The sequence below is a fragment of the Ruegeria sp. N8 genome (genome assembly GCF_056531325.1).
Genome location: NZ_JBQFLQ010000004.1, coordinates 186,408 through 212,877 on the forward strand (window position 1 = coordinate 186,408; position 26,470 = coordinate 212,877).

General features: G+C 58.8%; 26 protein-coding genes. 15 read left to right on the forward strand and 11 right to left on the reverse strand.

All coding sequences use genetic code 11. From position 1 onward, the window contains the following. Window positions 1-5: 5 nt before the first annotated feature. Together ahcY and ACR0C5_RS10730 are read right to left on the reverse strand one after the other, a co-directional pair. Window positions 6-1,394: an adenosylhomocysteinase gene (gene ahcY / locus ACR0C5_RS10725; protein ID WP_170771582.1), complete on the reverse strand. Its 1,389-nt coding sequence runs from the start codon at window positions 1,392-1,394 to the stop codon at window positions 6-8. A gap of 101 nt (window positions 1,395-1,495) precedes the next feature. Then, window positions 1,496-1,816, reverse strand: coding sequence for a hypothetical protein (locus tag ACR0C5_RS10730; RefSeq protein ID WP_170771275.1), 321 nt, complete (start codon window positions 1,814-1,816; stop codon window positions 1,496-1,498). Between the two features lie 205 nt (window positions 1,817-2,021). Between ACR0C5_RS10730 and ACR0C5_RS10735 the strand changes: the two genes are divergently transcribed. Further along, window positions 2,022-2,615 (forward strand): HD domain-containing protein, encoded by a 594-nt coding sequence (locus tag ACR0C5_RS10735; RefSeq protein WP_170771277.1) that lies wholly within the window; start codon window positions 2,022-2,024, stop codon window positions 2,613-2,615. Here the strand turns inward: ACR0C5_RS10735 and ACR0C5_RS10740 are convergent. The 4 genes from ACR0C5_RS10740 to ACR0C5_RS10755 form a co-directional block, all read right to left on the reverse strand. Beyond that, window positions 2,612-2,983 carry a VOC family protein gene (locus ACR0C5_RS10740; protein ID WP_480876417.1) on the reverse strand — a complete coding sequence of 124 codons (372 nt, stop codon included), beginning with the start codon at window positions 2,981-2,983 and terminating at the stop codon, window positions 2,612-2,614. The two genes, ACR0C5_RS10735 and ACR0C5_RS10740, sit on opposite strands and share 4 nt — an antisense overlap. Before the next feature lie 101 nt (window positions 2,984-3,084). Beyond that, window positions 3,085-3,591, reverse strand: a complete 507-nt coding sequence (locus tag ACR0C5_RS10745; RefSeq protein WP_480876419.1) for a DUF2199 domain-containing protein — start codon at window positions 3,589-3,591, stop codon at window positions 3,085-3,087. A 16-nt stretch (window positions 3,592-3,607) separates the two neighbouring features. After that, on the reverse strand, window positions 3,608-4,162 hold the full coding sequence (locus ACR0C5_RS10750) for an ActR/PrrA/RegA family redox response regulator transcription factor (protein ID WP_170771283.1): 555 nt from the start codon (window positions 4,160-4,162) through the stop codon (window positions 3,608-3,610). 86 nt (window positions 4,163-4,248) lie between these two features. After that, the gene (locus ACR0C5_RS10755) at window positions 4,249-4,869 is read right to left on the reverse strand and encodes an SCO family protein (RefSeq protein ID WP_480859459.1); all 621 of its coding nucleotides are present in this window, start codon (window positions 4,867-4,869) and stop codon (window positions 4,249-4,251) included. 93 nt (window positions 4,870-4,962) lie between these two features. Between ACR0C5_RS10755 and regB the strand changes: the two genes are divergently transcribed. The 8 genes from regB to trxA all read left to right on the forward strand — a co-directional run bounded on the left by regB (window position 4,963) and on the right by trxA (window position 16,789). Next, a complete protein-coding gene (gene regB / locus ACR0C5_RS10760) occupies window positions 4,963-6,360 on the forward strand; it encodes a sensor histidine kinase RegB (RefSeq protein WP_170790184.1) in 1,398 nt (465 codons plus the stop codon). Window positions 6,361-6,424: 64 nt separating this feature from the next. Beyond that, the gene (locus tag ACR0C5_RS10765; protein WP_480876422.1) at window positions 6,425-7,933 is read left to right on the forward strand and encodes a PAS-domain containing protein; all 1,509 of its coding nucleotides are present in this window, start codon (window positions 6,425-6,427) and stop codon (window positions 7,931-7,933) included. A 41-nt stretch (window positions 7,934-7,974) separates the two neighbouring features. Then, complete coding sequence (tsaE, locus tag ACR0C5_RS10770) at window positions 7,975-8,448, forward strand: tRNA (adenosine(37)-N6)-threonylcarbamoyltransferase complex ATPase subunit type 1 TsaE (RefSeq protein ID WP_480876424.1); 474 nt, start codon at window positions 7,975-7,977, stop codon at window positions 8,446-8,448. Further along, complete coding sequence (locus tag ACR0C5_RS10775; protein ID WP_480876426.1) at window positions 8,445-9,449, forward strand: aminoglycoside phosphotransferase family protein; 1,005 nt, start codon at window positions 8,445-8,447, stop codon at window positions 9,447-9,449. The genes tsaE and ACR0C5_RS10775 overlap by 4 nt, the downstream gene beginning before the upstream one ends. Next, entirely contained in the window at window positions 9,446-10,132 is a 687-nt protein-coding gene (locus ACR0C5_RS10780; protein WP_480876428.1) for a nucleotidyltransferase family protein, read from the forward strand. Before ACR0C5_RS10775 ends, ACR0C5_RS10780 begins: the two co-directional genes overlap by 4 nt. Beyond that, window positions 10,125-13,052, forward strand: a complete 2,928-nt coding sequence (gene addB, locus ACR0C5_RS10785) for a double-strand break repair protein AddB (RefSeq protein ID WP_480876430.1) — start codon at window positions 10,125-10,127, stop codon at window positions 13,050-13,052. Before ACR0C5_RS10780 ends, addB begins: the two co-directional genes overlap by 8 nt. Beyond that, window positions 13,049-16,408: a double-strand break repair helicase AddA gene (gene addA, locus ACR0C5_RS10790; RefSeq protein ID WP_480876432.1), complete on the forward strand. Its 3,360-nt coding sequence runs from the start codon at window positions 13,049-13,051 to the stop codon at window positions 16,406-16,408. Before addB ends, addA begins: the two co-directional genes overlap by 4 nt. Window positions 16,409-16,468: 60 nt before the next feature. After that, entirely contained in the window at window positions 16,469-16,789 is a 321-nt protein-coding gene (gene trxA / locus ACR0C5_RS10795) for a thioredoxin (RefSeq protein ID WP_170771302.1), read from the forward strand. Between the two features lie 136 nt (window positions 16,790-16,925). Here the strand turns inward: trxA and ACR0C5_RS10800 are convergent, their stop codons facing one another. After that, complete coding sequence (locus ACR0C5_RS10800; protein ID WP_170771304.1) at window positions 16,926-17,120, reverse strand: DUF1127 domain-containing protein; 195 nt, start codon at window positions 17,118-17,120, stop codon at window positions 16,926-16,928. 197 nt (window positions 17,121-17,317) lie between these two features. Between ACR0C5_RS10800 and hslV the strand changes: the two genes are divergently transcribed. After that, window positions 17,318-17,878: an ATP-dependent protease subunit HslV gene (gene hslV, locus ACR0C5_RS10805; protein WP_170771306.1), complete on the forward strand. Its 561-nt coding sequence runs from the start codon at window positions 17,318-17,320 to the stop codon at window positions 17,876-17,878. Here the strand turns inward: hslV and ACR0C5_RS10810 are convergent. Then, window positions 17,867-19,108, reverse strand: a complete 1,242-nt coding sequence (locus tag ACR0C5_RS10810) for an MFS transporter (protein ID WP_170786204.1) — start codon at window positions 19,106-19,108, stop codon at window positions 17,867-17,869. The two genes, hslV and ACR0C5_RS10810, sit on opposite strands and share 12 nt — an antisense overlap. Window positions 19,109-19,280: 172 nt before the next feature. Here ACR0C5_RS10810 and hslU point away from each other — a divergent pair, with 172 nt between their 5' ends. The 3 genes from hslU to ACR0C5_RS10825 all read left to right on the forward strand — a co-directional run bounded on the left by hslU (window position 19,281) and on the right by ACR0C5_RS10825 (window position 23,002). Further along, window positions 19,281-20,588 carry an ATP-dependent protease ATPase subunit HslU gene (gene hslU, locus ACR0C5_RS10815; RefSeq protein ID WP_480859446.1) on the forward strand — a complete coding sequence of 436 codons (1,308 nt, stop codon included), beginning with the start codon at window positions 19,281-19,283 and terminating at the stop codon, window positions 20,586-20,588. Window positions 20,589-20,687: 99 nt separating this feature from the next. Continuing rightward, the gene (locus ACR0C5_RS10820; protein WP_480876434.1) at window positions 20,688-21,785 is read left to right on the forward strand and encodes an alpha/beta hydrolase; all 1,098 of its coding nucleotides are present in this window, start codon (window positions 20,688-20,690) and stop codon (window positions 21,783-21,785) included. Further along, entirely contained in the window at window positions 21,782-23,002 is a 1,221-nt protein-coding gene (locus ACR0C5_RS10825) for an MFS transporter (protein ID WP_480876436.1), read from the forward strand. The genes ACR0C5_RS10820 and ACR0C5_RS10825 overlap by 4 nt, the downstream gene beginning before the upstream one ends. Here ACR0C5_RS10825 and ACR0C5_RS10830 read toward each other — a convergent pair. From ACR0C5_RS10830 to ACR0C5_RS10840, 3 genes are read right to left on the reverse strand one after another with little or no spacing between them, the layout of a single operon-like run. Then, complete coding sequence (locus tag ACR0C5_RS10830; RefSeq protein WP_170771317.1) at window positions 22,999-23,586, reverse strand: Smr/MutS family protein; 588 nt, start codon at window positions 23,584-23,586, stop codon at window positions 22,999-23,001. The genes ACR0C5_RS10825 and ACR0C5_RS10830 overlap by 4 nt on opposite strands. Next, the gene (mltA, locus tag ACR0C5_RS10835; protein WP_480876437.1) at window positions 23,586-24,620 is read right to left on the reverse strand and encodes a murein transglycosylase A; all 1,035 of its coding nucleotides are present in this window, start codon (window positions 24,618-24,620) and stop codon (window positions 23,586-23,588) included. The genes ACR0C5_RS10830 and mltA overlap by 1 nt, the downstream gene beginning before the upstream one ends. Beyond that, window positions 24,617-25,276 (reverse strand): Tim44/TimA family putative adaptor protein, encoded by a 660-nt coding sequence (locus ACR0C5_RS10840; protein WP_480876438.1) that lies wholly within the window; start codon window positions 25,274-25,276, stop codon window positions 24,617-24,619. The genes mltA and ACR0C5_RS10840 overlap by 4 nt, the downstream gene beginning before the upstream one ends. Before the next feature lie 108 nt (window positions 25,277-25,384). On the opposite strand from ACR0C5_RS10840, the gene ACR0C5_RS10845 reads away from it, so the two are divergent. Both ACR0C5_RS10845 and secB read left to right on the forward strand, forming a co-directional pair. Then, complete coding sequence (locus tag ACR0C5_RS10845; protein WP_480876440.1) at window positions 25,385-25,876, forward strand: FxsA family protein; 492 nt, start codon at window positions 25,385-25,387, stop codon at window positions 25,874-25,876. Window positions 25,877-25,940: 64 nt separating this feature from the next. Then, window positions 25,941-26,444 carry a protein-export chaperone SecB gene (secB, locus tag ACR0C5_RS10850; RefSeq protein ID WP_170771325.1) on the forward strand — a complete coding sequence of 168 codons (504 nt, stop codon included), beginning with the start codon at window positions 25,941-25,943 and terminating at the stop codon, window positions 26,442-26,444. Window positions 26,445-26,470 lie beyond the last annotated feature (26 nt).

Below are 26,470 nucleotides of genomic sequence, written 5' to 3' on the forward strand. Positions count from 1 at the left end.
CGCGATCAATAGCGGTAGTGCTCGGGCTTATAGGGGCCTTCGGGTTTCACGCCGATATAGGCCGCCTGTTCGCTATCCATCTGGGTCAGCTTCACGCCGATCCGGTCCAGATGCAGACGCGCGACTTTTTCATCCAGATGCTTTGGCAGGATATAGACCTTGTTTTCGTACTCATCACCCTTGGTAAACAGCTCGATCTGCGCCAGAACCTGGTTGGTGAAGGACGCCGACATCACGAACGAGGGGTGGCCCGTGGCGTTGCCGAGGTTCAGCAACCGGCCTTCGGACAGCAGGATCAGACGATTGCCCGAGGGCATCTCGATCATGTCCACCTGTTCCTTGATGTTGGTCCATTTGTGGTTCTTCAGGCTGGCCACCTGAATTTCATTGTCGAAGTGACCAATGTTGCCAACGATGGCCATGTCCTTCATCTCGCGCATATGCTCGATGCGGATCACGTCCTTGTTGCCGGTGGTGGTGATGAAGATATCCGCGCTGGAAACTTCGTCTTCCAGGAGTGTCACCTCGAACCCGTCCATCGCAGCCTGCAGGGCGCAGATCGGATCAACCTCAGTGACTTTCACCCGGGCACCGGCACCGCGCAGTGAGGCGGCCGACCCTTTGCCTACGTCGCCATAGCCGCAGACGACGGCAACCTTGCCGGCCATCATGGTGTCGGTAGCGCGGCGGATACCGTCAACCAGCGATTCCTTACAGCCATATTTGTTGTCAAACTTCGATTTGGTGACCGAGTCATTGACGTTGATTGCCGGGAACGGCAGGTGGCCGTCTTTGACCAGTTGATACAGCCGGTTCACGCCGGTGGTGGTTTCCTCAGACACACCCTGGATCTGATCGCGCATCTTGGTGAACCAGCCCGGACTTGCGGCCATGCGCTTGGCGATCTGCTTCTTGATCACCTCTTCCTCTTCCGAACCCGGAACGGGGATGATGTCTTCGCCCGCTTCGGCACGCGCGCCCAGCAGGATGTACAGCGTCGCGTCGCCGCCATCGTCCAGGATCATGTTCGGGCCCTCGTCGAACAGGAAGGACTTGTCCAGATAATCCCAATGTTCTTCCAGCGTCTGGCCTTTGATGGCGAAGACGGGGATACCGGCCTCGGCAATCGCAGCGGCAGCATGGTCTTGGGTCGAGAAGATGTTGCACGACGCCCAGCGCACATCCGCGCCCAGCGCCACCAGCGTTTCGATCAGAACAGCGGTTTGGATAGTCATGTGCAGAGAGCCAACGATCCGCGCACCGCTTAGCGGCTTGCTTTCGCCATATTCCGCACGCAGGGACATCAGCCCCGGCATCTCGGTTTCGGCAATATCCAGCTCTTTGCGGCCGAACCCGGCCAATGAAATGTCTTTGACGATATAGTCCCCGGCCATCAGGTACTCCATTCCGGTAAATCTTGGTCCGGGTTGCCCCTAGCATCCCTTTGGGGACGTGGCAACGCAGATGGCCGGAAACGGGATTTTATGCGCCAAACTTAGCTAGGCGTGCCTTCTACCTTGATCTTGGGGATCGCTTCGAAAAAATCGGTGCCAACGGCGACGATACAACTCAGGCCGTTCGCATGGGTCACCAAAACGGTATAGCTTCCCGTTTCCCGTGAGGTCCAAACCTCCATCACCGATTGCCCGCCGCGTGATTTCTGCAATCCGCCAAACGCCAGCTGTTCCGAATAGCTGTCTTGTAGCTTGGCGATCACGTGGTCACGCTGCGCACAACTTTGCTGCTGGGCAAACGCCGGAGGGGCAGTGGCGGCCATGCCAAAGGCCAGTGCAATTCCAAACAAACGCTTGAACATAACAAGCTCCTTTCGATTCTGGTTTCAATCGAGAGGGGCACACCGGGAGAAGCATGCGCCCCCCTCGGTACTTCATGTCGGTATCACCGCGCACTTGTTCAAAGCACGAATGCTCAAGAAAAAGTTGGCAGCTGGTGATCTTGACAGGTAAACCATACCACAAAATTGCGGCGCAATCGCGGCTGTTCGGACAAGGCATGGTATAATGGCAACACAACCCCGCGCATGGCAGAGGATGCTGTCTGGCCGCAGGCTGGATCTGCTGGATCCGACCCCGGTGGATATCGAGATCGAAGATATCGCCCATGGACTGGCCTTTGTGGCGCGCTGGAACGGTCAGACGGCGGGGGATTTTGCTTATTCCGTGGCCGAACATTCGCTGCTGGTCGAAGAACTCTATGGCCGCATCGCCCCGAAGGCTCCGGTCAAATGGCGGTTGGCTGCTTTGTTACATGACGCCCCCGAATACGTGATTGGAGATATGATTTCTCCAGTCAAATCCGCCGTCGGTCCCGACTATGGCGCGCTGGATGACCGGTTGGCCGCGGCGATCCACATTCGGTTCGGCCTGCCCGCCGCCATGCCGAAAACGGTGAAGCGTCAGATAAAAAAGGCCGACAAGATCAGCGCCTGGATGGAGGCCACGCAGATCGCAGGCTTTTCCGAGGCCGAGGCGACGAAGTTTTTTGGACACCCCGACAAGACTGCGATGGAGGGGCTGAACATCGTTCTGCGCCCCCCGATCGAGGTACGGCGTGCTTACACGGACAGACACGCCGCCCTCTTAGCACAGCTTTAAGCAAACATATAAAAGCAGATTTTGTTGCCGTCGTGGTCTCGCACATAAGCGCCAGTGAACCGACCCGGCACACGGACACCCGGCGCGCCTTCATCGGTTGCACCAAGGCTGAGGGCTTTACTATAGAGCGTTTTGATCTCATCCTCGGATTCGGCGGCAAACGAGATCATGACGCCATTGCCAACAGAGCATTCATTTCCGTCATAGGGCTCGCAGACGGCCAACATCGCCTCTCCGGGTTTGGTTCCGATAAACGCGATGCGCCCTACATCGTTGACCACCATTGCGCCGCGATCCGAAAGCAGTTCCGTATAGAATTTCTTCGCGCGTTCCATATCCGAGACGCCGATGGTCACATAGCCGATCATCTATGAAGTTCCTGTCTTGTTAAGTGTTTTCCAGAAGCGAACACTTGGTCTCAGGGCGCAGAGGTGCAAGTCACGAAGCTGTGACATGAGGTTTCTGAAAATTACAGTTCCGGATGCAAAAGGTCGTGGACCATCATTTCCACCTTTGCCTGGGACAGCCCGTCACGCTGATCGAAGTATAGCTGGTTGTCTGCTTCGTGAACTATGACGAGCGGTCGGGATCCAGCGTCAACCAATTGAACAGAAGTAGCAAGATTCAAAGTGTCCTCATAAAAGGGGAGCTGAACATTCAACCAACCAAAAAATGGGCCAACATGCGCTCGCTTTTTTTCACCAAACATTTCTCGCCATTGCGCATAACTGTCTAGGCTTAATGAACACCAGACCAACCATACAAAGGGCTCAGTTTGTCCTATGATAGGGAGCTGCAACCTACCCCGAACAAAATAGTATTGATCATCAATGATGCAATCATCAGTGCCAAGCTCGGCGCGTGATTTTTGGTCTTCTTCATCCAAAACCGCGTAGCTTAGTGGAGCCTCGGGCCCGAAACTCGGAAGAACTTCATGTCTCTCGCCGCAAGTTTTACACTTGAAGCTGAATGACATTCAAAAAAAATCCGCTTCACCGCGGGCTGCGCTTCGCCAAAATTCGCTGCAACGTCCGGCGGTGCATGTTCAGCCGCCTCGCGGTTTCCGAGACGTTCCGGTCACACAGTTCATAGACCCTCTGGATATGCTCCCAACGTACGCGGTCGGCGCTCATAGGGTTTTCCGGGGGCGGCGGCAGCTCGTCATCTTTGGTCAGCAGCGCATTGGTGATGTCGGTGGCATCGGCGGGTTTCGACAGGTAGTCGGTCGCGCCAATCTTTACGGCGGCCACGGCAGTAGCAATAGCGCCATAGCCGGTCAGAACCACGACCCGGCTGTCGGGGCGCTTTTCACGCAGCACTTCGACCACGTCCAGCCCGTTGCCATCCTCAAGCCGCAAATCCACAACCGCGTAGGCAGGTGGGCGGGCGGTGGAAATGGCCCGTCCTGCGGCGACCGAGCCTGCGGTCTCAACCTCGAAACCGCGCTTTTCCATGGCCTTGGCCAGACGTCTCAGAAAGGGCTCGTCATCATCCACCAGAAGCAGGGATTTATCCGGGCCGATATCCAGGTCAGAGCTGTCCGCCATATTCTATTCTTTCCGCTATTTCACGCCGTTGGCTTGGTACTGAGTAATAGCAGCGCCAAGGCAAAGGTCAAACAGGCCATTAAGTCCTAGATCTTGTCCAGGAAGCACCCGACCTTATCCGCCATCTGCTGGGCTGTGTCATTCCGGTTGAAAAACTCGATAAACCCGTCCTGAGGTGTGACCAGATAAGTAAAGGTGGAATGATCGACCAGATAGTATTCGTCGCTTTTGTCATGGGCCTTGTAATAGGTCTTGTAAGCTTGGCTCGCAGCCTTGACCTGTTCGGCCGAACCGGTCAGCGCGATGGTCTTTCCACCCAGGTTGAAGGCATAGTCAGCCACAACTTCGGGCGTGTCGCGGTCCGGATCGATCGAGATGAACAGCGGCGTCACCGACTGGCCGCGGGTTTCCAAAATATCCACGGCCTCGGCATTGCGGGACATATCGAAGGGGCAGACATCGGGGCAGAAGGTGTAGCCGAAATAGACCAGCGTGGGTTCGGTGATCACGTCGGTATCGGTCACGGTTTGACCTTCGCCGTTGATCAGCTCGAACGGTCCACCAATGGCGGCGGTGCCGCCTGCGATCTGGCTGGACCGGCATTGCGCGAACTTGTCGTCCGAACCGGCTCCGCGCGTCAGCAACCACATAGCCCCCAGACCTATGGCTAGAACAATAGCAGCGAGAATGGCGTAAAGGCGGACCATGGCATCAATCCTAAAGATCAGAGGGGTTGTTGATCGTTTCGGCCCGGACACCTATCAAGATGGTCAGCCGATGCAACAGGACAAAATGGACCCATGGCCAATTCCAACATCACATTCTGGCGTGGACAGGAACGCAGCAGCTGGATCAGGCTGCGCACACTGATCCTGTTGCGCTGGGTGGCCATCATCGGCCAGATCACCGCCATCACCGTCGCGCAACAGACCTATGGTGTGCAGCTTGACGTGATGCTGTGTTATCTGGCGATCGGTGTTTCGGTCATGGGAAACCTGACGGCGATCCTTGTTTTTCCTCGCAACAAGCGCCTGTCCGAGTTCGAAAACTTCCTGATGGTGCTGTTCGACCTGCTGCAACTGACCATCCTTTTGTATCTGACGGGCGGGCTGAACAATCCGTTTGCCTTGTTGTTGGTGGGGCCGGTCACGATCTCGGCCAGCGTGATGAGCACGCGTTCGACCCTGATCATTGGCGGTGTGGCCATCGCGCTGACCACCCTGCTGGCCGAGTTTCATGTGCCGCTACGCACGGATGTGGGCATGGATCTGGATATCCCCGACATCCTGCTGTTCGGCAACTGGGCTGCCATAGTGATCGCCATCGTCTTTTTGGGGGCCTATTCCCATCGGGTCAGCTCTGAGGTGCAATCCATGTCTGACGCGTTGTCCGCCACGCACATGGCGCTGGCGCGGGAACAGAAGCTGACTGATCTGGGCGGCGTGGTCGCCGCCGCCGCGCATGAGTTGGGCACGCCGCTGGCCACGATCAAGCTGACCAGCTCTGAACTCTATGAGGAACTGGACGACCGCCCCGACCTGAAGGAAGACGCCGCCCTGATCCGCGAACAGGCCAACCGGTGCCGCGATATCCTGCGTGACATGGGTCGGGCAGGCAAGGACGACCTGCATTTGCGGCAAGCCCCGCTATCCACCGTGGTGCATGAAGCCGCAGAGCCTCATATAAACCGAGGCAAGAGCGTTCATTTCCTGGAAGGGCCCGCCGATGACGGCGATGTGCAGCAACCCTCGATCCTGCGCAAACCCGAGATCATTCACGGGCTGCGCAACCTGATCCAGAACGCGGTGGATTTCGCCCGCGCCAATGTCTGGGTCGAGGCCGAGTGGACGGCCGATCAGATTACCGTCCACATCATGGATGACGGGCGCGGGTATCCTTCGCAGATGATCGGCCGCATCGGTGATCCGTTCATGCGCCGCCGTCGCGCCGAAACGGACCAGCGTGCGCGCCCGGAATATGAAGGTATGGGGCTGGGTCTGTTCATCGCCAAAACGCTGCTGGAACGGACCGGGGCCGAGTTGGACTTTGCCAATGGCTCGGACCCCTATCAGACCTATTCCGATAATCCCGATCACCGGGGGGCAATCGTCAGGGTCACATGGCCCCGCAAATTGCTGGATGCCCAGACCGGCGACACCCCTGTGCCATCCGGTGCCAATCAGCGCATTGAGGTCTGAGTTAAGACCCTGTTAACCATTGCAACCCATTATCCGACGCCACGAGCAACCCTGCGAGGAACTCATGGTGGACTGGATCATTCTGGCTGTTATCGGTCTGGTTTCTGCCAGTCTCGCGGTGCAGTGGCTGCTGCCACGTCGCAGGCAAAGGGGCGACAATTTCGGCCTGTCCTCGCCCTCGTCGCTGTTCGATGCGGTGTTTCTGTTTGATGGGGATCGTTTGATCAGCCATTCGGACATCGCGCTTGAGGGGTTTGACGACCTGCGCGACTGGCCGGACCTGCGCCGTCTGTTGCAGCGGGATTTCCCCTCGTTCCCCGAAACGCCCGAACGTATCCGGCACGAAGGCAACATGGTGATCCCCGCGATTGATTGCACGGTAGAACGCGATGTCCTGTGCGAATGGATCGATGGGATTGTACGGGTTCAATTACGCGACAGCGGTGGGTGCACATCAATCGCGCATCGGGACAGCAATGATCCGATCCGGTTGGCAATGGAACGGGCGCCCTATCCAGTATGGCTGTTGGATCGCCAATCCAATGTGCGCTGGTGCAATGCGGCCTATATTGCATTGGTACGCAAAGTGCGCGGGCAGGATACGGACCTGACCGCACCGCTCTTTCCGGGCCTTGAAGACGACGCAAAACCGTCAGGAAAGTCGCGCGTTTCGATCTCGACCGAGGGTAGCGACAGCAAGCTTTGGTTCGATCTGACGCTGTCCGATCACCCCGAGGGGCATTTGTGCTATGCAGTCGATATCAATGCCATCGTCGACGCCGAAACCGCCCAGCGCAAATTTGTGCAGACGATGACCAAGACGTTCGCACAGCTGTCCATCGGACTGGCCATTTTCGACCGAAACCGTCAGTTGGCCCTGTTCAACCCCGCCCTGATCGACCTGACCGCCCTGCCGCCCGATTTCCTCAGTTGTCGACCTAGCCTGTCCAGCTTTTTCGACCGGCTGCGCGATCAGCACATGATGCCCGAACCCAAAAATTACCGCGGTTGGCGCAGCCAGATGAACGATCTTCTCGAAGCGGCCGAAGACGGGAATTATCAAGAAACATGGTCCCTGCCCTCGGGCTCGGTCTATTCGGTCAGCGGCCGCCCACACCCTGACGGTGCCGTAGCCTTTCTGTTCGAGGACATCACGGCCGAGATCACCCTGACCCGCCGCTTCCGGTCCGAGATGGACCTGATGCAATCCATTCTGGACAAGCTGGCGGATGCAATCGCTGTGTTTGGTGCGGATGGAACCCTAGCTTTCACCAATTACGCCTATCAGGAATTGTGGGGTGAAACCGACGACAGCGGGTTCGAGCCTGACTCGATCCTTGATGTGACACGGGGCTGGCAGGATCAATGCCTGGCAACGCCGGTCCTTGGCGAAATCCGAGATTTCGTAGCCATGCGCGAAAACCGATCCGAGTGGTCCGCGGACCTGCGATTGCGTAATGGCACGCGCCTGATCTGCACCTTGTGCCCGATGCAGAACGGCGCGACGATCGTGCGGTTTTCACCGGATGCGGACGCGATGATAAGTCAGGATATTCACCAGATCAGCGCCTGAACCGGGTTGCAGCCAACCGGGCGCAAGGCCATTGTGGCGCCATGACAAGCGCGCCCCATGTAATCACCATGAATTCGCCCGAGGAAACCACCCGATTGGCGGTTTTACTGGGCCGCGTGCTGCGCCCCGGCGACGTTCTGTTGCTGGACGGCGAGATCGGCAGCGGCAAGACACATTTCGCGCGCAGTCTGATCCAATCCGTGATGACCCACCCCGAAGATGTCCCCTCGCCCACCTTCACGCTTGTGCAGGTCTATGACACCTCCTTGGGCGAGATTTGGCACTGCGACCTCTACCGGCTAAGCGCACTGGAAGAGGTCGAGGAACTGGGTCTGACCGACGCATTCGAAACCGCGATCAGCCTGATCGAATGGCCAAACAAACTGGGGCCGTTGAAACCGGCCTCAGCGCTGACTCTAAAGTTTGAAACAGACCCTGATACACTGGAAAAACGCCATCTGACGATCAGTTGGTCGGACCCGCGCTGGGCTGAATTGCCGGAGGCGATCACATGACAAACCGCGCCATTCTAGCCGAAGCACTGATCGCGCAGACACCTTGGACGAATGCCCTGCGCGCGCCCTTGGCCGGGGATGCCTCGAACCGCAGGTACGAGCGGCTTACCAATCCCGAAACAGGGGCAACGGCCGTGCTGATGGATTCCCCCCCCGGTCAAGCCGAACCGGTCGAAGCGTTTGTGCGGATGGCGCACCACCTGCGCGCGACCGGGCTAAGCGCGCCCGAGATCTACGCTGAGGACACCGAGTTCGGGTTCCTTCTGTTGGAAGATTTGGGCGATGACCTATTCGCGCGTGTCCTAGAAACCCGCCCTGAGATGGAACGGGAGCTCTATCAGGCTGCTACGGACGTTCTGATCACACTGCACGCGGCACCAACACTGTCCCTGCCGTCTTACGGTCCCTCGCTGATGGCCGAGTTGTCGGCGCTGTCCTTCACCAAATACGCGCAAGCCATTCTTGGCGCGCATGATCAAGACGCGCGTAGTCGGTTTGAGCATCGCTTTGCCGACATCCTGCACCAGGAAACATCGGGACCAAAGGTCGTGGTCCAGCGCGATTACCACGCCGAGAATCTGATTTGGCTGCCCGATCGAAACGGGGTAAAACGCGTGGGCCTGCTGGATTTCCAAACCGCGATGCTGGGGCATCCGGCTTATGATCTTGTGTCCTTGTTGCAAGACATTCGTCGCGACGTATCCTTGGGAACCGAGATGCGTATGATTGATCACTATATCTCGCAGACCGGAGTGAACGATCATGACTTCCGCACCGCTTATACGGTGCTGGGGGCGCAAAGAAACCTACGTATTCTGGGTGGTTTTGCCCGGCTGGCCACGGAGTACGGCAAGCCCCAATACGTGGACCTGATCCCGGCCACATGGGCGCATTTAATGCGCGATCTAGAGCATCCCGCGCTGGTCGGCGTGGCTGATCTGCTGCGCAGCGCCCTGCCCGCGCCCACCGAAGAAAACCTGAACAGGCTACGACAGAAATGACGCAATCACCCGACGCTGTGATGGTATTCGCCGCCGGGTTCGGGACCCGTATGGGCGCGCTGACCAAAGATAGACCCAAACCGCTGATCGAAGTTTCGGGTCGGCCGCTGATCGACCATGCACTAGAGCTGGTTGATGCGATCAACCCTCAGCGGATCGTCGCCAACCTGCACTATCTGCCCGAGCAGCTTGAGGCGCATTTGGCACCGAAAGGTGTGACGCTGACTTGCGAAACAGACGACATCCTTGAAACAGGGGGCGGATTGCGCGCCGCTCTGCCGATGCTGGGGCCGGAGCCGGTGTTCACTCTGAATCCCGATGCAATCTGGTCCGGCCCAAATCCGTTAACACTTTTGCGTAAGGCATGGGACCCAGATCGAATGGACGCGCTGTTGATGTGCGTACCTGTGGCACAAACCTTGGGCTACACCGGCACTGGAGATTTCACCGCAGATGCGGATGGGCGCATCTCGCGCGGGCCCGGATTGATCTATGGCGGGGCGCAGATTTTGAAAACTGAAGGTCTGATGGATATCCCTCAGACATCCTTTTCCCTGAACCTGCTGTGGGACCGGATGCACAGCGACAACCGTCTGTTTTCACTGACCTATCCTGGCCGATGGTGCGATGTAGGCCATCCAGAGGGTATCGCGCTGGCCGAAGGGTTGATTGCCGATGTTTGACCCCTCCACGGCTCCGCGCGTTTTTGCCGTTCCACCGGGTTCGGATTTTCCCAAGGCGCTGGTGGCGGGATTGCACGCACGCAGCACCGGCCAACCGCCCGAGGCGCTGGCTCGCGTACAACTTGTCGTCAACACGCGGCGGATGGCGCGTCGGGTCCGCGATCTGTTCGATCAGGGGCCTGCGTGTTTGCTCCCGCGACTTTCGCTGGTCACGGATCTGGGCGAAAGCGTTGATCTTGCGCAGATTCCACCCGCGATTCCAGCACTGAGACGACGGTTGGAACTGACTCAGCTGGTCACAAAGCTGCTGGAACAACAGCCCGATCTGGCGGCGCGGTCCTCGCTTTTTGATCTGTCCGACAGCCTGGCCGCCTTGATTGACGAGATGCAGGGCGAAGGCGTTTCCCCCGAGGCGATCCGGCAGTTGGATGTCAGCGACATGTCTGGCCATTGGGCCCGCGCGCAGGCGTTTATCGGGATTGCCGACAGGTTCGTGGACACTGGCGATAATGCGCTGGACGCACAGGCGCGCCAACGTCGCGTTGTCGAAAACCTGATCTCGCGCTGGCAGGTGGAACCGCCGCAACATCCGGTCATTCTGGCGGGGTCAACCGGGTCACGTGGGACGACACTGATGCTGATGGAGGCAATCGCCCGCCTGCCACAAGGCGCGTTGATTCTGCCCGGATACGATTTTGACCAACCCGACGCCGTCTGGACCCGGCTGGATGAGGCGCTGACCTCGGAAGATCACCCGCAATACCGGTTCCGCAAACTGATGACGATGTTGGATCTGCGGCCCGATCAGATTGAACGCTGGACGCGGGATGCCCCACCCTCAGCCCCGCGCAATCGGCTGGTGTCACTGGCATTGCGCCCAGCGCCAATAACGGATGCGTGGATGACCGAGGGTCCGCAACTGACGGATTTGACCGAGGCCACCGCAGACCTGACCCTGGTTGAGGCGCAATCTCCGCGGAGCGAAGCCTTGGCCATCGCTCTTCGGCTGAGACAGGCGGCAGAAACGGGCCAAACTGCGGCGCTGATCACGCCCGACCGGATGTTGACCCGACAGGTCAGTGCTGCTCTGGATCGTTGGAACATCACACCCGATGACAGTGCGGGTCTGCCTTTGCAACTGTCCCCGCCCGGCCGGTTCCTGCGCCATGTCGCGGGCCTGTTTGCCTGGCGGCTGGATGGTGAGGCGCTTTTGACGCTGCTCAAACATCCTTTATGCCACGGCGGCGACGAGCGCGGATTGCATCTGCTGCACACCCGCGATCTGGAATTGGATTTGCGTCGCCATGGTCCTCCTTTTCCAGACGGGCCCAGCCTGACCGCCTTTGCGATCCGCAAAGAAGTGTCTGAGGGTTGGGTCCAATGGTTGATCCGGCATTTCTGCGATCAACAGATCTCGGGCGAATTGCCGTTGTCCGAATGGGTCACACGTTTGCGTCGTCTGGCCGAGGCGATCTCGACCGGCAGTTCCGGCGAAAGCGGTCCGATTTGGGATAAGAACGCGGGTCAAAAAGCGCTGACCGTTCTGACTGCGCTTGAGGATGAGTCAGGCCATGGTGGCCAAATGACAGCGCATGATTTCGCCGATCTGTTGGGTGCGCTGCTGGCGGGGGAAGAGGTTCGCGACCGTGACGCGCCGCATCCCCGGATCATGATCTGGGGGACGCTTGAGGCGCGGGTTCAGGGGGCTGATCTTCTGATCCTGGGCGGTTTGAACGAGGGCAGCTGGCCCGAGGCCCCAGCCCCGGACCCTTGGTTGAACCGGCAGATGCGTGACAACGTCGGTTTGTTGCTGCCGGAACGGCGGATCGGGCTGTCGGCACACGATTTCCAGCAGGCCATCGGCGCGCCCGAGGTCTGGTTGACCCGCGCCACCCGCTCGGACGACGCCGAAACTGTGCCGTCGCGCTGGTTGAACCGGTTGACCAATCTGCTGCAGGGCTTGCCGGATCAGGGCGGACGCTCGGCGCTTACCAAGATGCGCGACCGGGGCGGCCAATGGTTGCGTTGGTCGGAACAGCTGGAGCATGCACCTGAGATCAAAGCGGCAGCGCGCCCCTCACCGCGCCCGCCCGTCGCGTCGCGGCCCCGTCGCTTGAGCGTCACCGAGATCAAACGCCTGATCCGCGATCCTTACGCTATTTATGCGAAACATGTACTGCGGCTGAAACCTCTGGACCCATTGGTGCAAGCACCGGATGCCTTGCTGCGCGGGATCGTGATTCATGAAATCCTCGAACATTTCGTGAAAGACAGCGTTTTGGACACAGCCCTACTGAACCGTGAGAACTTTCTGAAACGTGCCGAGATGCTCTTGGACCAGCATGTCGCCTGGCCAACCGCACGCAAATTGTGGCTGGCGCGTTTGGAGCGTATTGCCGACGATTTTCTGACTGCTGAAACCGCGCGCAGGGGCGATGGCGGGCCGGTGGCGTTCGAAGCGGCGATGAAACTGGTCCTCGCCCCGATGGATGTCACGATCGTTGGTCGGGCCGACCGGATCGACCTGAACACGCGCGGTGCCGTGCGGTTGATCGACTATAAAACCGGGACACCTCCCACCGAAAGTCAGCAAGCCAAGTTCGACAAGCAATTGTTGATCGAAGCCGCCATGGCCGAGCAGGGCGGGATCGAAGGGTTTGACCCTCTGCCCGTGGCCGAAGCGGTGTTTATCGGCATGGGCGGAAGCTACAAAGAGGTGCCGGCGCCCTTGGCCAAGGAACCGACTGACAAGGTGTTGGCTGAACTAAAAGAGTTGATTTCTGCCTATTTAGAGCCTGATCAGGGGTTCTCGTCACGGCGAATGTTGCACAAGGATACGGATATCGGGGACTACGATCACCTTGCCCGTTTTGGCGAGTGGGACCGAACCGCCGAGACCAAGCCCGAGGATCTGTCATGAGCGCCCGCAACGACGCCACCGAACGGCAGGTGCAGGCAGCGCGGCCTGATGCCTCGACCTGGTTGGCCGCGAATGCGGGTTCGGGCAAGACGCGGGTTCTGACCGACCGGGTGGCGAGGCTTTTGTTGGACGGCGTGCAGCCGCAGCACATCTTGTGCCTGACCTACACCAAAGCTGCCGCCAGCGAGATGCAGAACCGCCTGTTCAAACGCCTTGGCGAATGGGCGATGCTGGGTGATGACCCGTTGCGCAGGCAGCTGACCGATCTGGGCGTGGCGGGAATGATCGACCCGGATCGCCTGGCGCAGGCGCGTACTTTGTTTGCCCGCGCCATCGAAACGCCCGGTGGGTTGAAGATCCAGACGATCCATTCGTTCTGCGCGGCGTTGCTGCGCCGATTTCCGCTTGAGGCCGGGGTCAGCCCGCAATTCTCTGAGATGGAAGACCGCGCCGCCGCCTTACTGCGTGAGGAAATCGTCGAAGATTTCGCCGCGGGACCGCAGGCCGGATTGATCGAGGATGTGGCCCGGTTCGTCACCGACTCTGGGTTTGACGCTCTGACACCCGCCGTGACCCAGAAACGGAACCTTTTTGCAAACGCTCTCGGCTGGGGCGACATTCTGGGCAAATTTGACCTGCCCGACAGGTTTGACGAAGACGCATTGTTGAGCAAGGTCTTTCTGGGAGGTGAGGTCGATCTGATCCGCTCGATCCTGCCGGCACTGTCCGAGAGCGGCGGCAACAACGCCAAGGCTGCCGCAAAACTGGCCGCCTTTACCGAGCCGCGATTGGACAGCCTGCCAATCCTCGAAGGCGTTTTCCTGACGGGCAAGTCCGCCAAGGAACCGTTTTCGGCCAAGATCAACAGCTTTCCGACCAAGGCCCTGCGCGAAGGCGCTTTGGCCGACCGAATGCCACAGCTTGAGGCGCTGATGTTGCGCATCGAGGACGTGCGCGAACAGAGGTTGGCGCTGGCCGCCGCGCGCAAGACCCATGTGTTGCACCGTTTTGCCTCCGCCTTCCTGCCGGAATATGAGCGTCGCAAGCAGTTGCGCGGCTGGCTGGATTTTGACGATCTGATCCTGCGTGCGCGGCAAGTTCTGAACGACCCAGCGGTGGCCGAATGGGTGCTGTATCGGCTGGACGGCGGCATCGACCATATTCTGGTGGACGAGGCGCAGGACACCAGCCCCGACCAATGGGATGTGGTCGAGAAACTGGCGCAGGAATTCACCAGCGGGGAAGGGGCCCGGTCCGGGGTCGAGCGCACGATCTTTGTGGTCGGCGACAAGAAACAGTCGATCTATTCCTTTCAGGGCGCGGACCCTGCCGCGTTCGATCGCATGCAGCGAGAGTTTGGGCGGCGGCTGAAAGAATCAGGCTCTAAACTGTGGGATTCGACGTTGGAATATTCCTTCCGGTCCTCCAGTGCGATCTTGTCTCTGGTCGATATCCTGTTCGAAAACCGGACCGAGGCCGGGTTTCACAAAGAAAGCCAGCACCGGGCTTTTAAAGCGGACTTGCCTGGCCGGGTGGATCTTTGGCCCGTGGTGGAAAAGGTCGAAGCGGATGAGGATGCCGACTGGACCGACCCGGTCGACCGACCTGGCGCGCGCCATCACACTGTTATTTTGGCTGAGCAGGTTGCGCAGTCCATCAAAACGATGATCGACTCGGGCGAAACCATCCCCGAGGATGGCGACATCCCCGGCACATTCGTGCGCCGCAGGGTGCAGCCGGGCGATTTCCTGATCCTCGTGCAGCGCCGATCCGACCTGTTTGCCGAGATCATCCGCGCCTGCAAGTCCCTGCACCTGCCCATCGCAGGGGCGGACCGGCTGAAGGTCGGCGCAGAGCTGGCTGTGAAAGACCTTGCCGCCTTGCTGAGCTTTCTGGCCACGCCCGAGGACAGCCTTTCGCTGGCAACAGTGCTGAAATCTCCGCTATTCGGGTGGAGCGAGCAACAGCTCTTTGATCTGGCCCATCGGCGGCAGGAACAATTTCTATGGGCGGCTTTGCGCCATCGCGCGGATGACTTTCCTGAAACGCTTGAGGTTCTCAACGATTTGCGCCGCCAGATCGACTTTCTTCGCCCCTATGACCTGATCGAACGCATCCTGACGCGCCATGACGGGCGGCGCAAATTGCTGGGTCGTCTGGGGGCCGAGGCCGAGGATGGCATCAATGCGCTGCTGTCGCAGGCGCTTGCCTATGAGCGCACGGATATTCCCAGTCTGACCGGATTCCTTGTCTGGATGCAGACCGACGATCTGGAAATCAAACGACAGATGAGCGGCGTCGGCAATATGATCCGCGTCATGACGGTGCATGGCTCGAAAGGGCTGGAGGCGCCCATCGTGATCCTGCCAGATACGGGCAAACGACAGGCCCCGCGCGATGCCGAGATTATGGTGGGCGACGGTGTTCCTGCCTGGAAATTACCAGCCGATGCCTCACCCAGCCTGATTGCCCGCGCGCGGGCGCAGGCTCGGGAACGGGAAGAGAATGAACGGTTGCGCCTACTCTATGTGGCTCTAACACGGGCAGAGAAGTGGTTGATCGTGGCCGCAGCGGGAGATGTCGGAACGGATGGAACCAGCTGGTATCAAATGGTGCAGGCTGCCATGGAACGGGCAGGGGCTGTTGCCATCGAAGGCACGGAGATCCTGCGATTGGCGCATGGGGACTGGGACGGATTGCCAGAAACCGAACACAAAGACACCCGTGCAGCAGAGCAGATCTTGCCCGATATGTTCCGCTCGAACCCGGACGCGCCTGAGGTTGAACCGGACACTCTCAGCCCATCAGATTTGGGTGGACCAAAGGCGTTGTTCGGAGATGCGGGGCAAGATGAAGAGGCCGCAAAGCTGCGCGGCACGCGCCTGCATCTGCTGCTGGAGCATTTGCCGTCGACTCCGCCGGAAAACTGGCCACAGCTTTGCGCGCGCATTCTACCGGATATGTCCGACGCAGACAGGTCCGAGCTGTTGGCCGAGGCCAAAACCGCCCTGACCGCAGATCATCTGCGCCCAGTCTTTGCGCCGGACACGCTGGCCGAAGTTCCGGTGACGGCCACGCTGAACGGGCGGCGTTTGCATGGGGTCATCGACCGGTTGATCATCTCGGATACCGAGGTGCAGATCATTGATTTCAAAACAAATATGAGCGTACCAAACAGCCCCGAAACCTGCCCTGATGGGTTGTTGCGGCAGATGGGAGCTTATGCGCACGCGCTGGCGCAGATCTATCCCGGTCGGAATATCAAAACCGCGATCCTGTGGACGCGTACCGCGCAGCTTATGTGGTTGCCACACGATATTGTGACGGATGCACTGACACGCGCCCACATATCTTGACCTTGCCAAGTCGCGCCCCTACGTTCTGTTCCCGAGTTTACCCCATTCAGGAGACAGAATATGTCGACCGTAGCCGTAACCGACGAAACCTTTGACGCCGAAGTCAAGAATTCCGACATCCCTGTTGTTGTCGATTTCTGGGCCGAATGGTGTGGCCCCTGTAAGCAGATTGGCCCCGCGCTGGAAGAACTGGCGTCGGAATATGGCGGCAAGGTGAAAATCGCCAAGGTGGACGTGGACAGCAACCCCAACTCGGCTGCTGCAATGGGCGTCCGCGGTATTCCTGCGCTGTTCATTTTCAAGGATGGTCAGGTTGTGTCGAACCGTGCTGGCGCGGCACCGAAAGCCGCGCTGCAAAGCTGGATTGAAGATTCGATCTGATCCGGGTTTCGAACGGAATTCAAAGGCGCCTCGTTCGGGGCGCCTTTTTTCCTGGGTATCCAAAGAAACGGATGCGCAAAGAAAAAGCCGCTCAGGGGCTGAGCGGCTCATCTTGACGGTGTGGTCGGTGCAAAGATCAGAGCTTTGCGATATCCGCACGGCACAGGCCAACATCGTCCAGTTGGGCGTCGCTGAGGTTCGACAAAAGCTTGCGGGTCTTGCGGGATTCATTCCACGCCAGTGCTTTTTCGTAGGTTCCGAAAAATGCGTCCACTACATGCAGGATGGTAGCTGCTCCGAGCGGCGCATGGATATTTGCGGTGGTTGCCATTTGCGCATTCCTTTTAACTGAAACAGCCGACCTCTTGTCGGTTGTGAGGCTCATGTAGGACCAATACCCGAGTCTCACAATTGCTAGTCTGGTAACCCCGAATTGCAATTAGTGCATATCTTTTGAGCAGTTTGAGAAGAGTTGCGCTGAACGCACGCCCGGCCCATATAGGGGGCCAGTGAAGAACGGAGGCCCCAATGGCAGACAGCGATTTTCCCGGTTGGCATGGCACGACAATTATTGGCGTCAAGAAAGGCGGCCAGGTGGTGATTGCCGGGGATGGTCAGGTCAGCCTGGGCCAGACGGTGATCAAGGGCACCGCCCGCAAGGTGCGCCGCCTGTCCCCTGGTGGGTTTGAGGTCGTCGCAGGGTTCGCCGGATCAACCGCCGACGCATTCACTCTGCTCGAGCGGCTGGAAGCCAAGCTTGAGGCCACACCGGGTCAGTTGGCCCGCGCCTCGGTCGAGCTAGCTAAGGATTGGCGTACCGACAAATACCTGCAAAAGCTTGAGGCGATGCTGATCGTGACCGACGGCAAAGACCTGTTGGTGATCACCGGGGCAGGGGATGTGCTGGAGCCCGAACACAACGTCGCCGCCATCGGATCGGGCGGCAATTTCGCATTGGCCGCCGCCCGCGCGATGATGGACAGCGACAAACCCGCCGAAACCGTCGCACGCGAGGCAATGGCGATTGCCGCCGATATCTGCGTCTACACCAACGGCAATCTGACGGTCGAGGAAATCTCAGGCCAATAAAACCTTAATCTCCTTCCCTTTCCAGCGGCGGTGCATGCCGATCAGGCCCAGTATCGCCGCAAGGATGACGATGTAGTAGGGCACACGGATGTCGATGCTCATCAATCCGCCGCCGATCAGAGACATGACCCCTCCGGCCAGGCAGAAGACGGCTGTCGTCACGCCCATGACCCAGCCCTGATCAGTTTCGCTGACACTTGCGGAAAACAGGCCCAGTAGCGTCGGGTAGGATACGCCGAAGAAGAAATAGAAGAAGAACACCGGCACGTAGCTCAGCCATCCGATGGGACTGAAGGCAAAGGCTAGCCCGCAGATTACCATCGTGATCAGCGAGACATAAATGATCTTGTGCTTGCTGAACCTTTCCTGCGCGGGTTTCACCAGGAAGGTGCTGGAAAAGGCCAGTGCAAAGCCGATCACAACCATCGCCATACTGCCGCCGATCACGCCATAGCCGAACCGGCTGGTCAGGTAGTTGTCGACAAAAACGTAAAAGGTGACGTTGGCGATCATGAAGAAGGAATAGACCGGCAAGATTTTCAGAACCATCGGATGCCCGCGCACAGCGAACAGGCTATCGGTGATATCACGCGGGCGAAAGACAAAGGGTTCACGTTCAGTGCGGGTGTCCTTGAAGAAGGTGATCACCAGGAAAATGGCGATCAGGACCAGAGCAAACGCGCCATAGAACGGCGTTTTAAGGGTGGCCACGCTGCCCAGCAGGGCCGCATCAGACAGGACGGCGCCTATGATGGGCCCTCCGACTAGACCAAAGCTGACACCGGTCACGATATAGCCCATGTTTCGGTCGCGATCGGCGGCGTCCGTGCTGCCATCAATCATTGCCGCCTGCGCGATGGGCTGGTTGCCAGCCGTGAACCCTGTGATTGACCGCCCGATGATCAGCAGCAGAAGGCTGTTGAGGTAAAGCGACGCAATCGTCAGCGCATAGCCCGCCAACGCCCCGGCCAGACAGACCAGAAGCGCGTTCTTGCGCCCTATGGAATCCGAGACTTTGGAGACATAGACCACACCCAGAAACCAAGACAAAAAGAAACACCCGATCACCAGCCCATAGTAGAAATGCCGCTGCCCCATCGGCGTGCTGTCGGGAAGGAAGCCAGATTTCGTCTCCATGATCAATGAGTTGATGATGGGAAAGACCAAACCTTGTCCGATTAGGTCCACAAACACCACGAACAACAGGGTGATCTTGGCAATTTTCGTCATTCGCGCGCTCCTGACCCTCAACATATTGAAATGATTGTATCAGAGCACAAACGTTTCACCTATGGAAAGCATTTGCAAACCGGCAGGCGCATTGCTAACCAACGCTGCCGCAGTTGTTTTCGCCTGTGCGGTGACTACGTAAGCCAAACCGCTGATCGAAAGGACCCAACCCGTGACCGACCTGACCCCGCGCGAGATTGTCTCGGAACTGGACCGTTTCATTATCGGTCAGAAAGATGCCAAACGCGCGGTGGCCGTGGCGCTGCGCAACCGCTGGCGGCGCAAGCAGCTGGCTGATGATATCCGCGATGAGGTCTACCCCAAAAACATCCTGATGATCGGCCCCACCGGTGTCGGCAAAACCGAGATCAGCCGCCGTCTGGCCAAGCTGGCCCGCGCGCCTTTTATCAAGGTCGAGGCCACAAAGTTCACCGAGGTCGGATACGTGGGCCGCGACGTGGAACAGATCATCCGCGATCTGGCCGATGCGGCGATCATCCAGACCCGCGAGTATATGCGCGAGGACGTGAAAGCGCGCGCCTATCAGGCCGCCGAGGATCGCGTCATCACCGCCATTGCCGGCGAAGACGCCCGCGAGGGCACGCGCGAGATGTTCCGCAAAAAGCTGAAAGCGGGGGAACTGGACGATACGGTGATCGAACTGGAACTATCGGACAGCTCAAACCCGATGCCGATGTTTGACGTGCCGGGACAGCCGGGCAGTCAGATGGGGATGATGAATTTGGGTGATATCTTCGGCAAGGCTTTTGGCGGGCGCACCGTCAAGAAACGCATGACCGTGGCCGAAAGCTATGACGCGCTGATCGGGGAAGAAGCCGACAAGCTGCTGGACGATGAAACGGTCAACCGCGTGGCTTTGGAATCGGTTGAACAGAACGGCATCGTGTTTCTGGATGAGATCGACAAGGTCTGCGCGCGCGCGGAAGCGCGCGGTGGCGATGTCAGTCGCGAGGGGGTGCAGCGCGACCTGCTGCCCCTGATCGAAGGCACCACCGTATCCACCAAACATGGTCCGGTGAAAACCGACCACATCCTGTTCATCGCGTCTGGCGCGTTTCACATCGCCAAACCCTCGGATCTGTTGCCGGAATTGCAGGGGCGTCTGCCGATCCGGGTGGAACTACGAGCGCTCACCGAAGAGGATTTCGTCCGCATCCTGACCGAGACCGACAACGCCTTGACCCGCCAATACACTGCGCTGATGGGTACTGAAGAGGTTGCGGTCAGCTTTACCGATGACGGCATCGCCGCTTTGGCCAAGATCGCGGCAGATGTGAACCAAAGCGTCGAAAACATCGGCGCGCGGCGGCTTTATACGGTGATGGAGCGTGTGTTCGAAGAACTCTCGTTCACTGCACCCGATCAGGCCGGGGCGGAAATCACTGTGAACGCGCAGTTCGTGGATGACAATCTGGGTGAGCTGACCAAATCCACCGACCTCAGCCGATACGTCCTGTAACAGACACTGGCCGATTTTCGCTGCTTGGTTGAACCCGTCGCGCTTGGACCCGCGGCAGGAATTCGTTAGCCTACGCGCAAACCCTCGAGGGCTATTTTCGTGCTGCGCTATATTTCCATTTTTTTGATTGCATCTCTTCTGACCGCCTGCGTCGACCGTACCATCTCGGAAACGGTGCCGTCGGCTTTGGATGTGGGCACACCCCAAACCATCTACGCCACCACAACCCGCGCGCGCGAGGCTGATGGTTCTTACGGGTTCAAGCGGGGAGATGGGTTGCAGTTTCTGGAAATGACCGTCTCGATCCCGCCCAATCACACACCCGGAACGTTGGATTTCTCTTACGCCAATCCAAACCCCGAAAAGCAGTTTGTGATGGCTGCCGTGGATGAGTTACAAGGGCCCGGCGATCTGAAAGCCCGGTTGGGCAACGTGGATGAGGTGTCGATCTTCATTCACGGCTACAACACAACACAGTCCGAAACTACGTTTCGTGCCGCGCAGCTTAGACACGATCTGAATATTCCCGGTGCCACAATGGTTTATTCCTGGCCCAGCCAGGCGACCGGATATGGCTATGCCTATGATCTGGACAGTATGCTGTTTGCCCGCGACGGGTTGGAGCAGACCGTCCGCCACTTGAAAACCATGGGAGTCAAACGCGTGGTTCTGGTGGCGCATTCCATGGGCACTGCCTTGACGATGGAGATGATGCGACAGGCCGAATTGCGCGAACCAGGCTGGGCCAGTCGCAATCTGGAAGGCGTGGTGCTGATTTCACCGGATCTGGACGTGGATCTGTTCCGCTCGCAGATGGATGTGATCAAGACACCGCCGGATCCGTTCCTCGTCATCACCTCGCAAAAGGACAAGTTGCTGAATATCTCGGCCCGGCTGCGCGGCACCACCAAGGGTGAGCGTCTGGGCAATATCAGTTCGGCCGAGGCGCTGTCAGAATACAAGATCAACATTCTGGACACGACCGCTTTCAATGACGATGCGCAATCCTCGCATTTCGTGGCCGCGACCTCGCCAGCGTTGCTGGCAATTATCGCATCGGCCCGCCGGGTCAGCGACACATTCGGTACCGAGCAGCGGGGGATTGACGTCATCGCCCCGGCCAATGTGCGCAACCCGACCGGCGCGACCGAGATCGTTCTGACCGAAACCGGACAGGCACAGGTAAGCGCCCCGTGACGTCGCCTCGGCCCGGCGAGTTTCTGCGCGACAACGCAGCATGGCTGGGCGCGGGGTTTTTGCTGACATTTCTGTCCAGCTTTGGGCAAACCTTCTTCATCTCGATCTTTTCCGGCGAAATCCGCGCCGCGTATGGCCTGAGCCATGGGGCGTGGGGCGGGCTTTATTCGCTGGGCACGACAGTGTCGGCCGTGGTCATGATCTGGGCCGGGGCGCTGACCGATATGTTTCGCGTGCGCGTTCTGGGGCCGGTTGTCCTGGTCGGTCTGGCCTTGGCCGCGATGGCGATGGCGCTGAACGCATGGCTGTTCCTTTTACCCATCATCATCTTTCTGCTGCGCCTGTTCGGGCAGGGGATGTCTGTGCATCTGGCCCTGGTGGCAATGACACGCTGGTTCACCGCCACGCGGGGCAAAGCGCTGTCCATTGCCTCGGTCGGGTTCTCGGTCGGCGAGGCGCTGCTGCCGGTCATTTTCGTCGCCGCGATGGCAGTGCTGGATTGGCGGATACTTTGGGTGATTTCAGCTGGAATGGTGCTGTTAGGGATCCCGGTTCTGGTGCGTTTGCTGCGACAGGAACGCACGCCGCAAAGCCTGGCGTCTGAGCATTCCTCAACCGGGATGCAAGGGCGTCATTGGACGAGAAAACAGGCTCTACTTAGTCCACTTTTCTGGTTTATGGCTCCAGCATTGCTGGGACCATCCGCCTTCATCACCGCGTTTTTCTTTCATCAGGTGCATCTGGCCGAGATCAAGGGCTGGCAGCATATCGAACTGGTTGCATTGTTCCCGATCTACACCGCTGTGTCCCTGCTGGCGATGTTTGCAACCGGCTGGGCTTTGGACAAATGGGGCACCGCGCGGATGATGCCTTATTTCCTATTGCCCATGGCGATCGGGTTTGCCCTTGTCTCGTTTGTGACAGGGTTGGTGGGGGCCAGTTTGGCGTTGGTTTTTCTGGCCTTGACCGTGGGGGCCAATAGCACACTGCCCAGCGCGTTCTGGGCCGAGTTCTATGGCACCCGCCACATCGGTGCGATCAAGGCCATGGCAACCGCCGTGATGGTCTTGGGCTCGGCCATCGGGCCGGGACTGACCGGAGTGTTGATCGACCATCGCGTCGCGCTGGATCAGCAATTCCTGTGGATAGGAGCGTTCTTCGTCGCAGCCAGCGCGTTGGTCTGGATCGGGATCACCCGCGCCGCGCGCAGTTTTTAACGGATACGCCGCAGGTAAACGTAATACGCCCCGTCGCCACCATGACTGATATGGGCAGGGGTTACTTGAAGCACGGCCTGCGCCAGCGGCGGAATGCTCAGCCAATGCGGCACTTGGTTGCGCAATACGCCGCGCGGGGTGGGGATGGGGCCGGGCTCGTCCCGGTCCTTGCCTTTTCCGGTGACGACCAGAACCAGACGTTTACCTTGCGCTTGGGCGGTCAGAACAAAGCGCACCAACGCCGGATGGGCCGTATCCACGCGCATTCCGTGCAGGTCCAGCTTGCCTTCGGGCTTGAGCTTGCCACGCTTCATCCGACCAAACGCTTTGTTGTCCATCTGCACCGGGCTAGCGCGCAGGCTTTCCGCAATAGAGGGTTTCAGCGCATGGCGCGATGGTTTAGAAGGTGCGGTCTGGCCAAGCTCAAACGTGTCGATCCGCGCTTTTGGCGTTTTGGTGGGCTTCGGTTTCGGCAGGGTGGTCGGATGCACCGTTTGCGGGATCTCGGGGTGCATCCGCTCGGCCTGTTTGGCGACCTTTCGCCATAGTTCGATTTCGTCCGAGGTGAGTTTGCGCCGTGCCATCAGAACGAATCCGGTGCCAGTGCATAGGCGCGTTGGATCGGCAGTAAAACGATCATGCGTCCGGGGTCTTTCAAACGCCCCGCGGCGCGGCCCGCTTCATCACCAGTACCAAAGAAAATATCAGCCCTCTGCGCGCCCTTGATAGCCGAACCGGTATCCTGCGCGATCATCAACCGTCGCAATGGGTTCTTGCCGTCCTTCTCAACCCAAACCGGCGCGCCCAACGGCGTGAAGCCCGGATCGGCTGCAATGCTGCGCATCGTGGTGACGGATCGGTTCATGGCGCCCAAAGGCCCAAGCTCGGGCGCGATGCGGGTGACTTCGCGGAAGAACACGTATGAGGGGTTGTGAAACAGCAGCTCGGCCCCGGCCTCGGGGTTCTTGCGCACCCATGTCTTGATCATCTGCGCACTGACCTGATGGGCGGCTAACGCTCCCTTTCGGATCAACTCCGACCCGATTGAGCGGTAGGGATGCCCGTTTGCGCCCCCATAACCCACCCGCAATGCGCCGCCATCCGGCAGGCGGATACGGCCCGAGCCCTGGATTTGCAGAAAGAAAAGCTCGACCGGGTCATCGACCCAAGCGATCTCAAGTCCGCGACCTTGCAAAACATCGCTGGTCAACAGGTCCCGACGTGACAGCCATTGCCCAGCCCCACGCGCCTCGGGCGGCATTTTGTACAGCGGATATCGGAACCGATCCGATCGGGTGCGCGATCCGTCCAATTCTGGCTCAAAATACCCGGTGAACAACGCGTCCTTGCCGTCTTCGACCAGAACGGGGCGGAAGAACAGCTCAAAGAAAGATCGGGCGGCATCGGCTTCATAGGTCTGCGCGACACCGCAGAGTGCGCGCCAATCCGGGTCATCCAGATCGCCGCATGTGTTCAGAAAAACCGAAAGAGCCGCCCCGTGGTCATCGGCGGCCCAGCCATCCAGATCGTCAAACGACAGAATGGACCGCGTCGCTTCGGCGCTGGCAGAGGTTGCCATCACAGCCCCCAGCAAAAACGACCGAAGCGCAGCAATCATGCGTCCGTGGCAACAAGCAGCCAGTTCGGATCGTCGCTGCCCATGACGCGGGCAAAGGTCCAGCTGTCCTTTTGGCGTTTGACGGTGTTGGGGTTGCCTTCGATGATATCCCCACCGCGATCCCGCACGACCGAGGTCAGCTCACCCACAAAGCGCATTGTGATTTCGGCCTCATTTGTGTCCTTGTCGAACTTTACATCAGCCAGCGCGGTTTCTCGCACCCCAATGAATTCAGCTTCGATCGTCAGGCCCTGATCTTCACGGGCTGCGACGACATCGACGAAAGTGTCAAACACCTCTTCGGACAGGAAGGGTTGGATTTCGTCCAGATTGCCCTTTTCGAACCCCATCACGATCATCTCATACGCGCCGCGCGCGCCTTGAACAAACTCGGACACCGAAAAGCTGGGCTCAACCCGCTTCATCGCGGTCAGGGTCTGGGCCTGTTCGCTGTCTTCGGCAACGTGGTCGGTGATGTCGTGATCCGGGCCGCCTTCGATCACCTCGAAGTCACGGCGTGATTTCTGCCCATCTGGCTGCTGCTGAACGGGAGGCTTTTCAAAACCCTCACGCGTCCCCAGCACGCTTTTCAGGCGCAGGATCAGGAAAACGGCAATTCCGGCCAGGACCAGCAACTGGATCATCGGTTCGTTCATTTCATCCTCTTTATCAGACCGCGACTTTGTATACGCGGCCTCTTGCCACTATGTAGGTGACAGTTCGGGACAAGTCTACTGCCCGAGCCTGGTTAAAGGATAACGCAAATGTATCTGTTCCTCGCTTTTTTGCTGGTCCCGATCATCGAGATCGCCCTGTTCATTCAGGTCGGCGGCCTGATCGGTCTGTGGCCAACGCTTGCCATTGTCGTTCTGACGGCTGTTCTGGGCACGGCTTTGGTACGGACACAAGGTCGCATGGCATTGGCCAATCTGCAGAGATCCTTTGCCGAACTGGACGACCCGACCGAGCCGCTGGCTCATGGCGCCATGATCCTCTTGTCTGGCGTATTGCTGCTGACACCGGGGTTTTTCACCGATGCCGTTGGTTTTGCTTTGCTTATTCCCGGAATTCGGGTCGCCGTTTTCAATTTTCTCAAGTCCAGGGTAACTATCACCCAGTTTCAGATGGGTGGTGGTGCGCAGTTCCGCACCGGTCCCGACCCTGCACCGCAAGATGACGTGATCGACGGGGAATATTCCGAGGTTCACCCCCGCCGTGACCCATCAAAACCATCGAAATGGGTCGAAGGTCCGTGACCTGCATTGAGGTGCCGCGCCCAACTTGCTAAGCAAAGGCAAATTTTAGTTTCGGAGTAGATAAATGGCCGAAGAAGACGCCAAAGAAAACACAGCCGCCGCAGCCCAGGCGGCACCGCAGATCCAGATGCGCGTTCTGGGACAATTCATTCGTGATCTGTCGTTTGAAAACGTGATGGCCCAAAAGGGCGTATCCGGCGACGTGCAGCCCGAGATTTCCGTTCAGGTCAATCTTGATGCAAAGAAGCGCCCGACTGAGCATCAGTATGAGGTTTCGGTCAAACTGAACCTCAAATCCAAAGCCAAGGGCATGGAAGATATCCTGTTCCTGTGCGAGCTGGATTATTGCGGCCTGTTCCACGTTGAAGGTGTGGCCGATGACCAACTGCATCCGTTCCTGATGATCGAATGCCCGCGGATGTTGTTCCCGTTCCTGCGCCGCATCGTCAGCGACGTAACCCGCGACGGTGGTTATCCGCCGGTGAACCTGGACAATATCGACTTTGTCGCCCTGTACCGCAACGAGTTGATGCGTCGTCAGGCCGAGGCACAAAAAGCCGAAGCCTAACCTATTCGACCCGCGCCGGATAATCC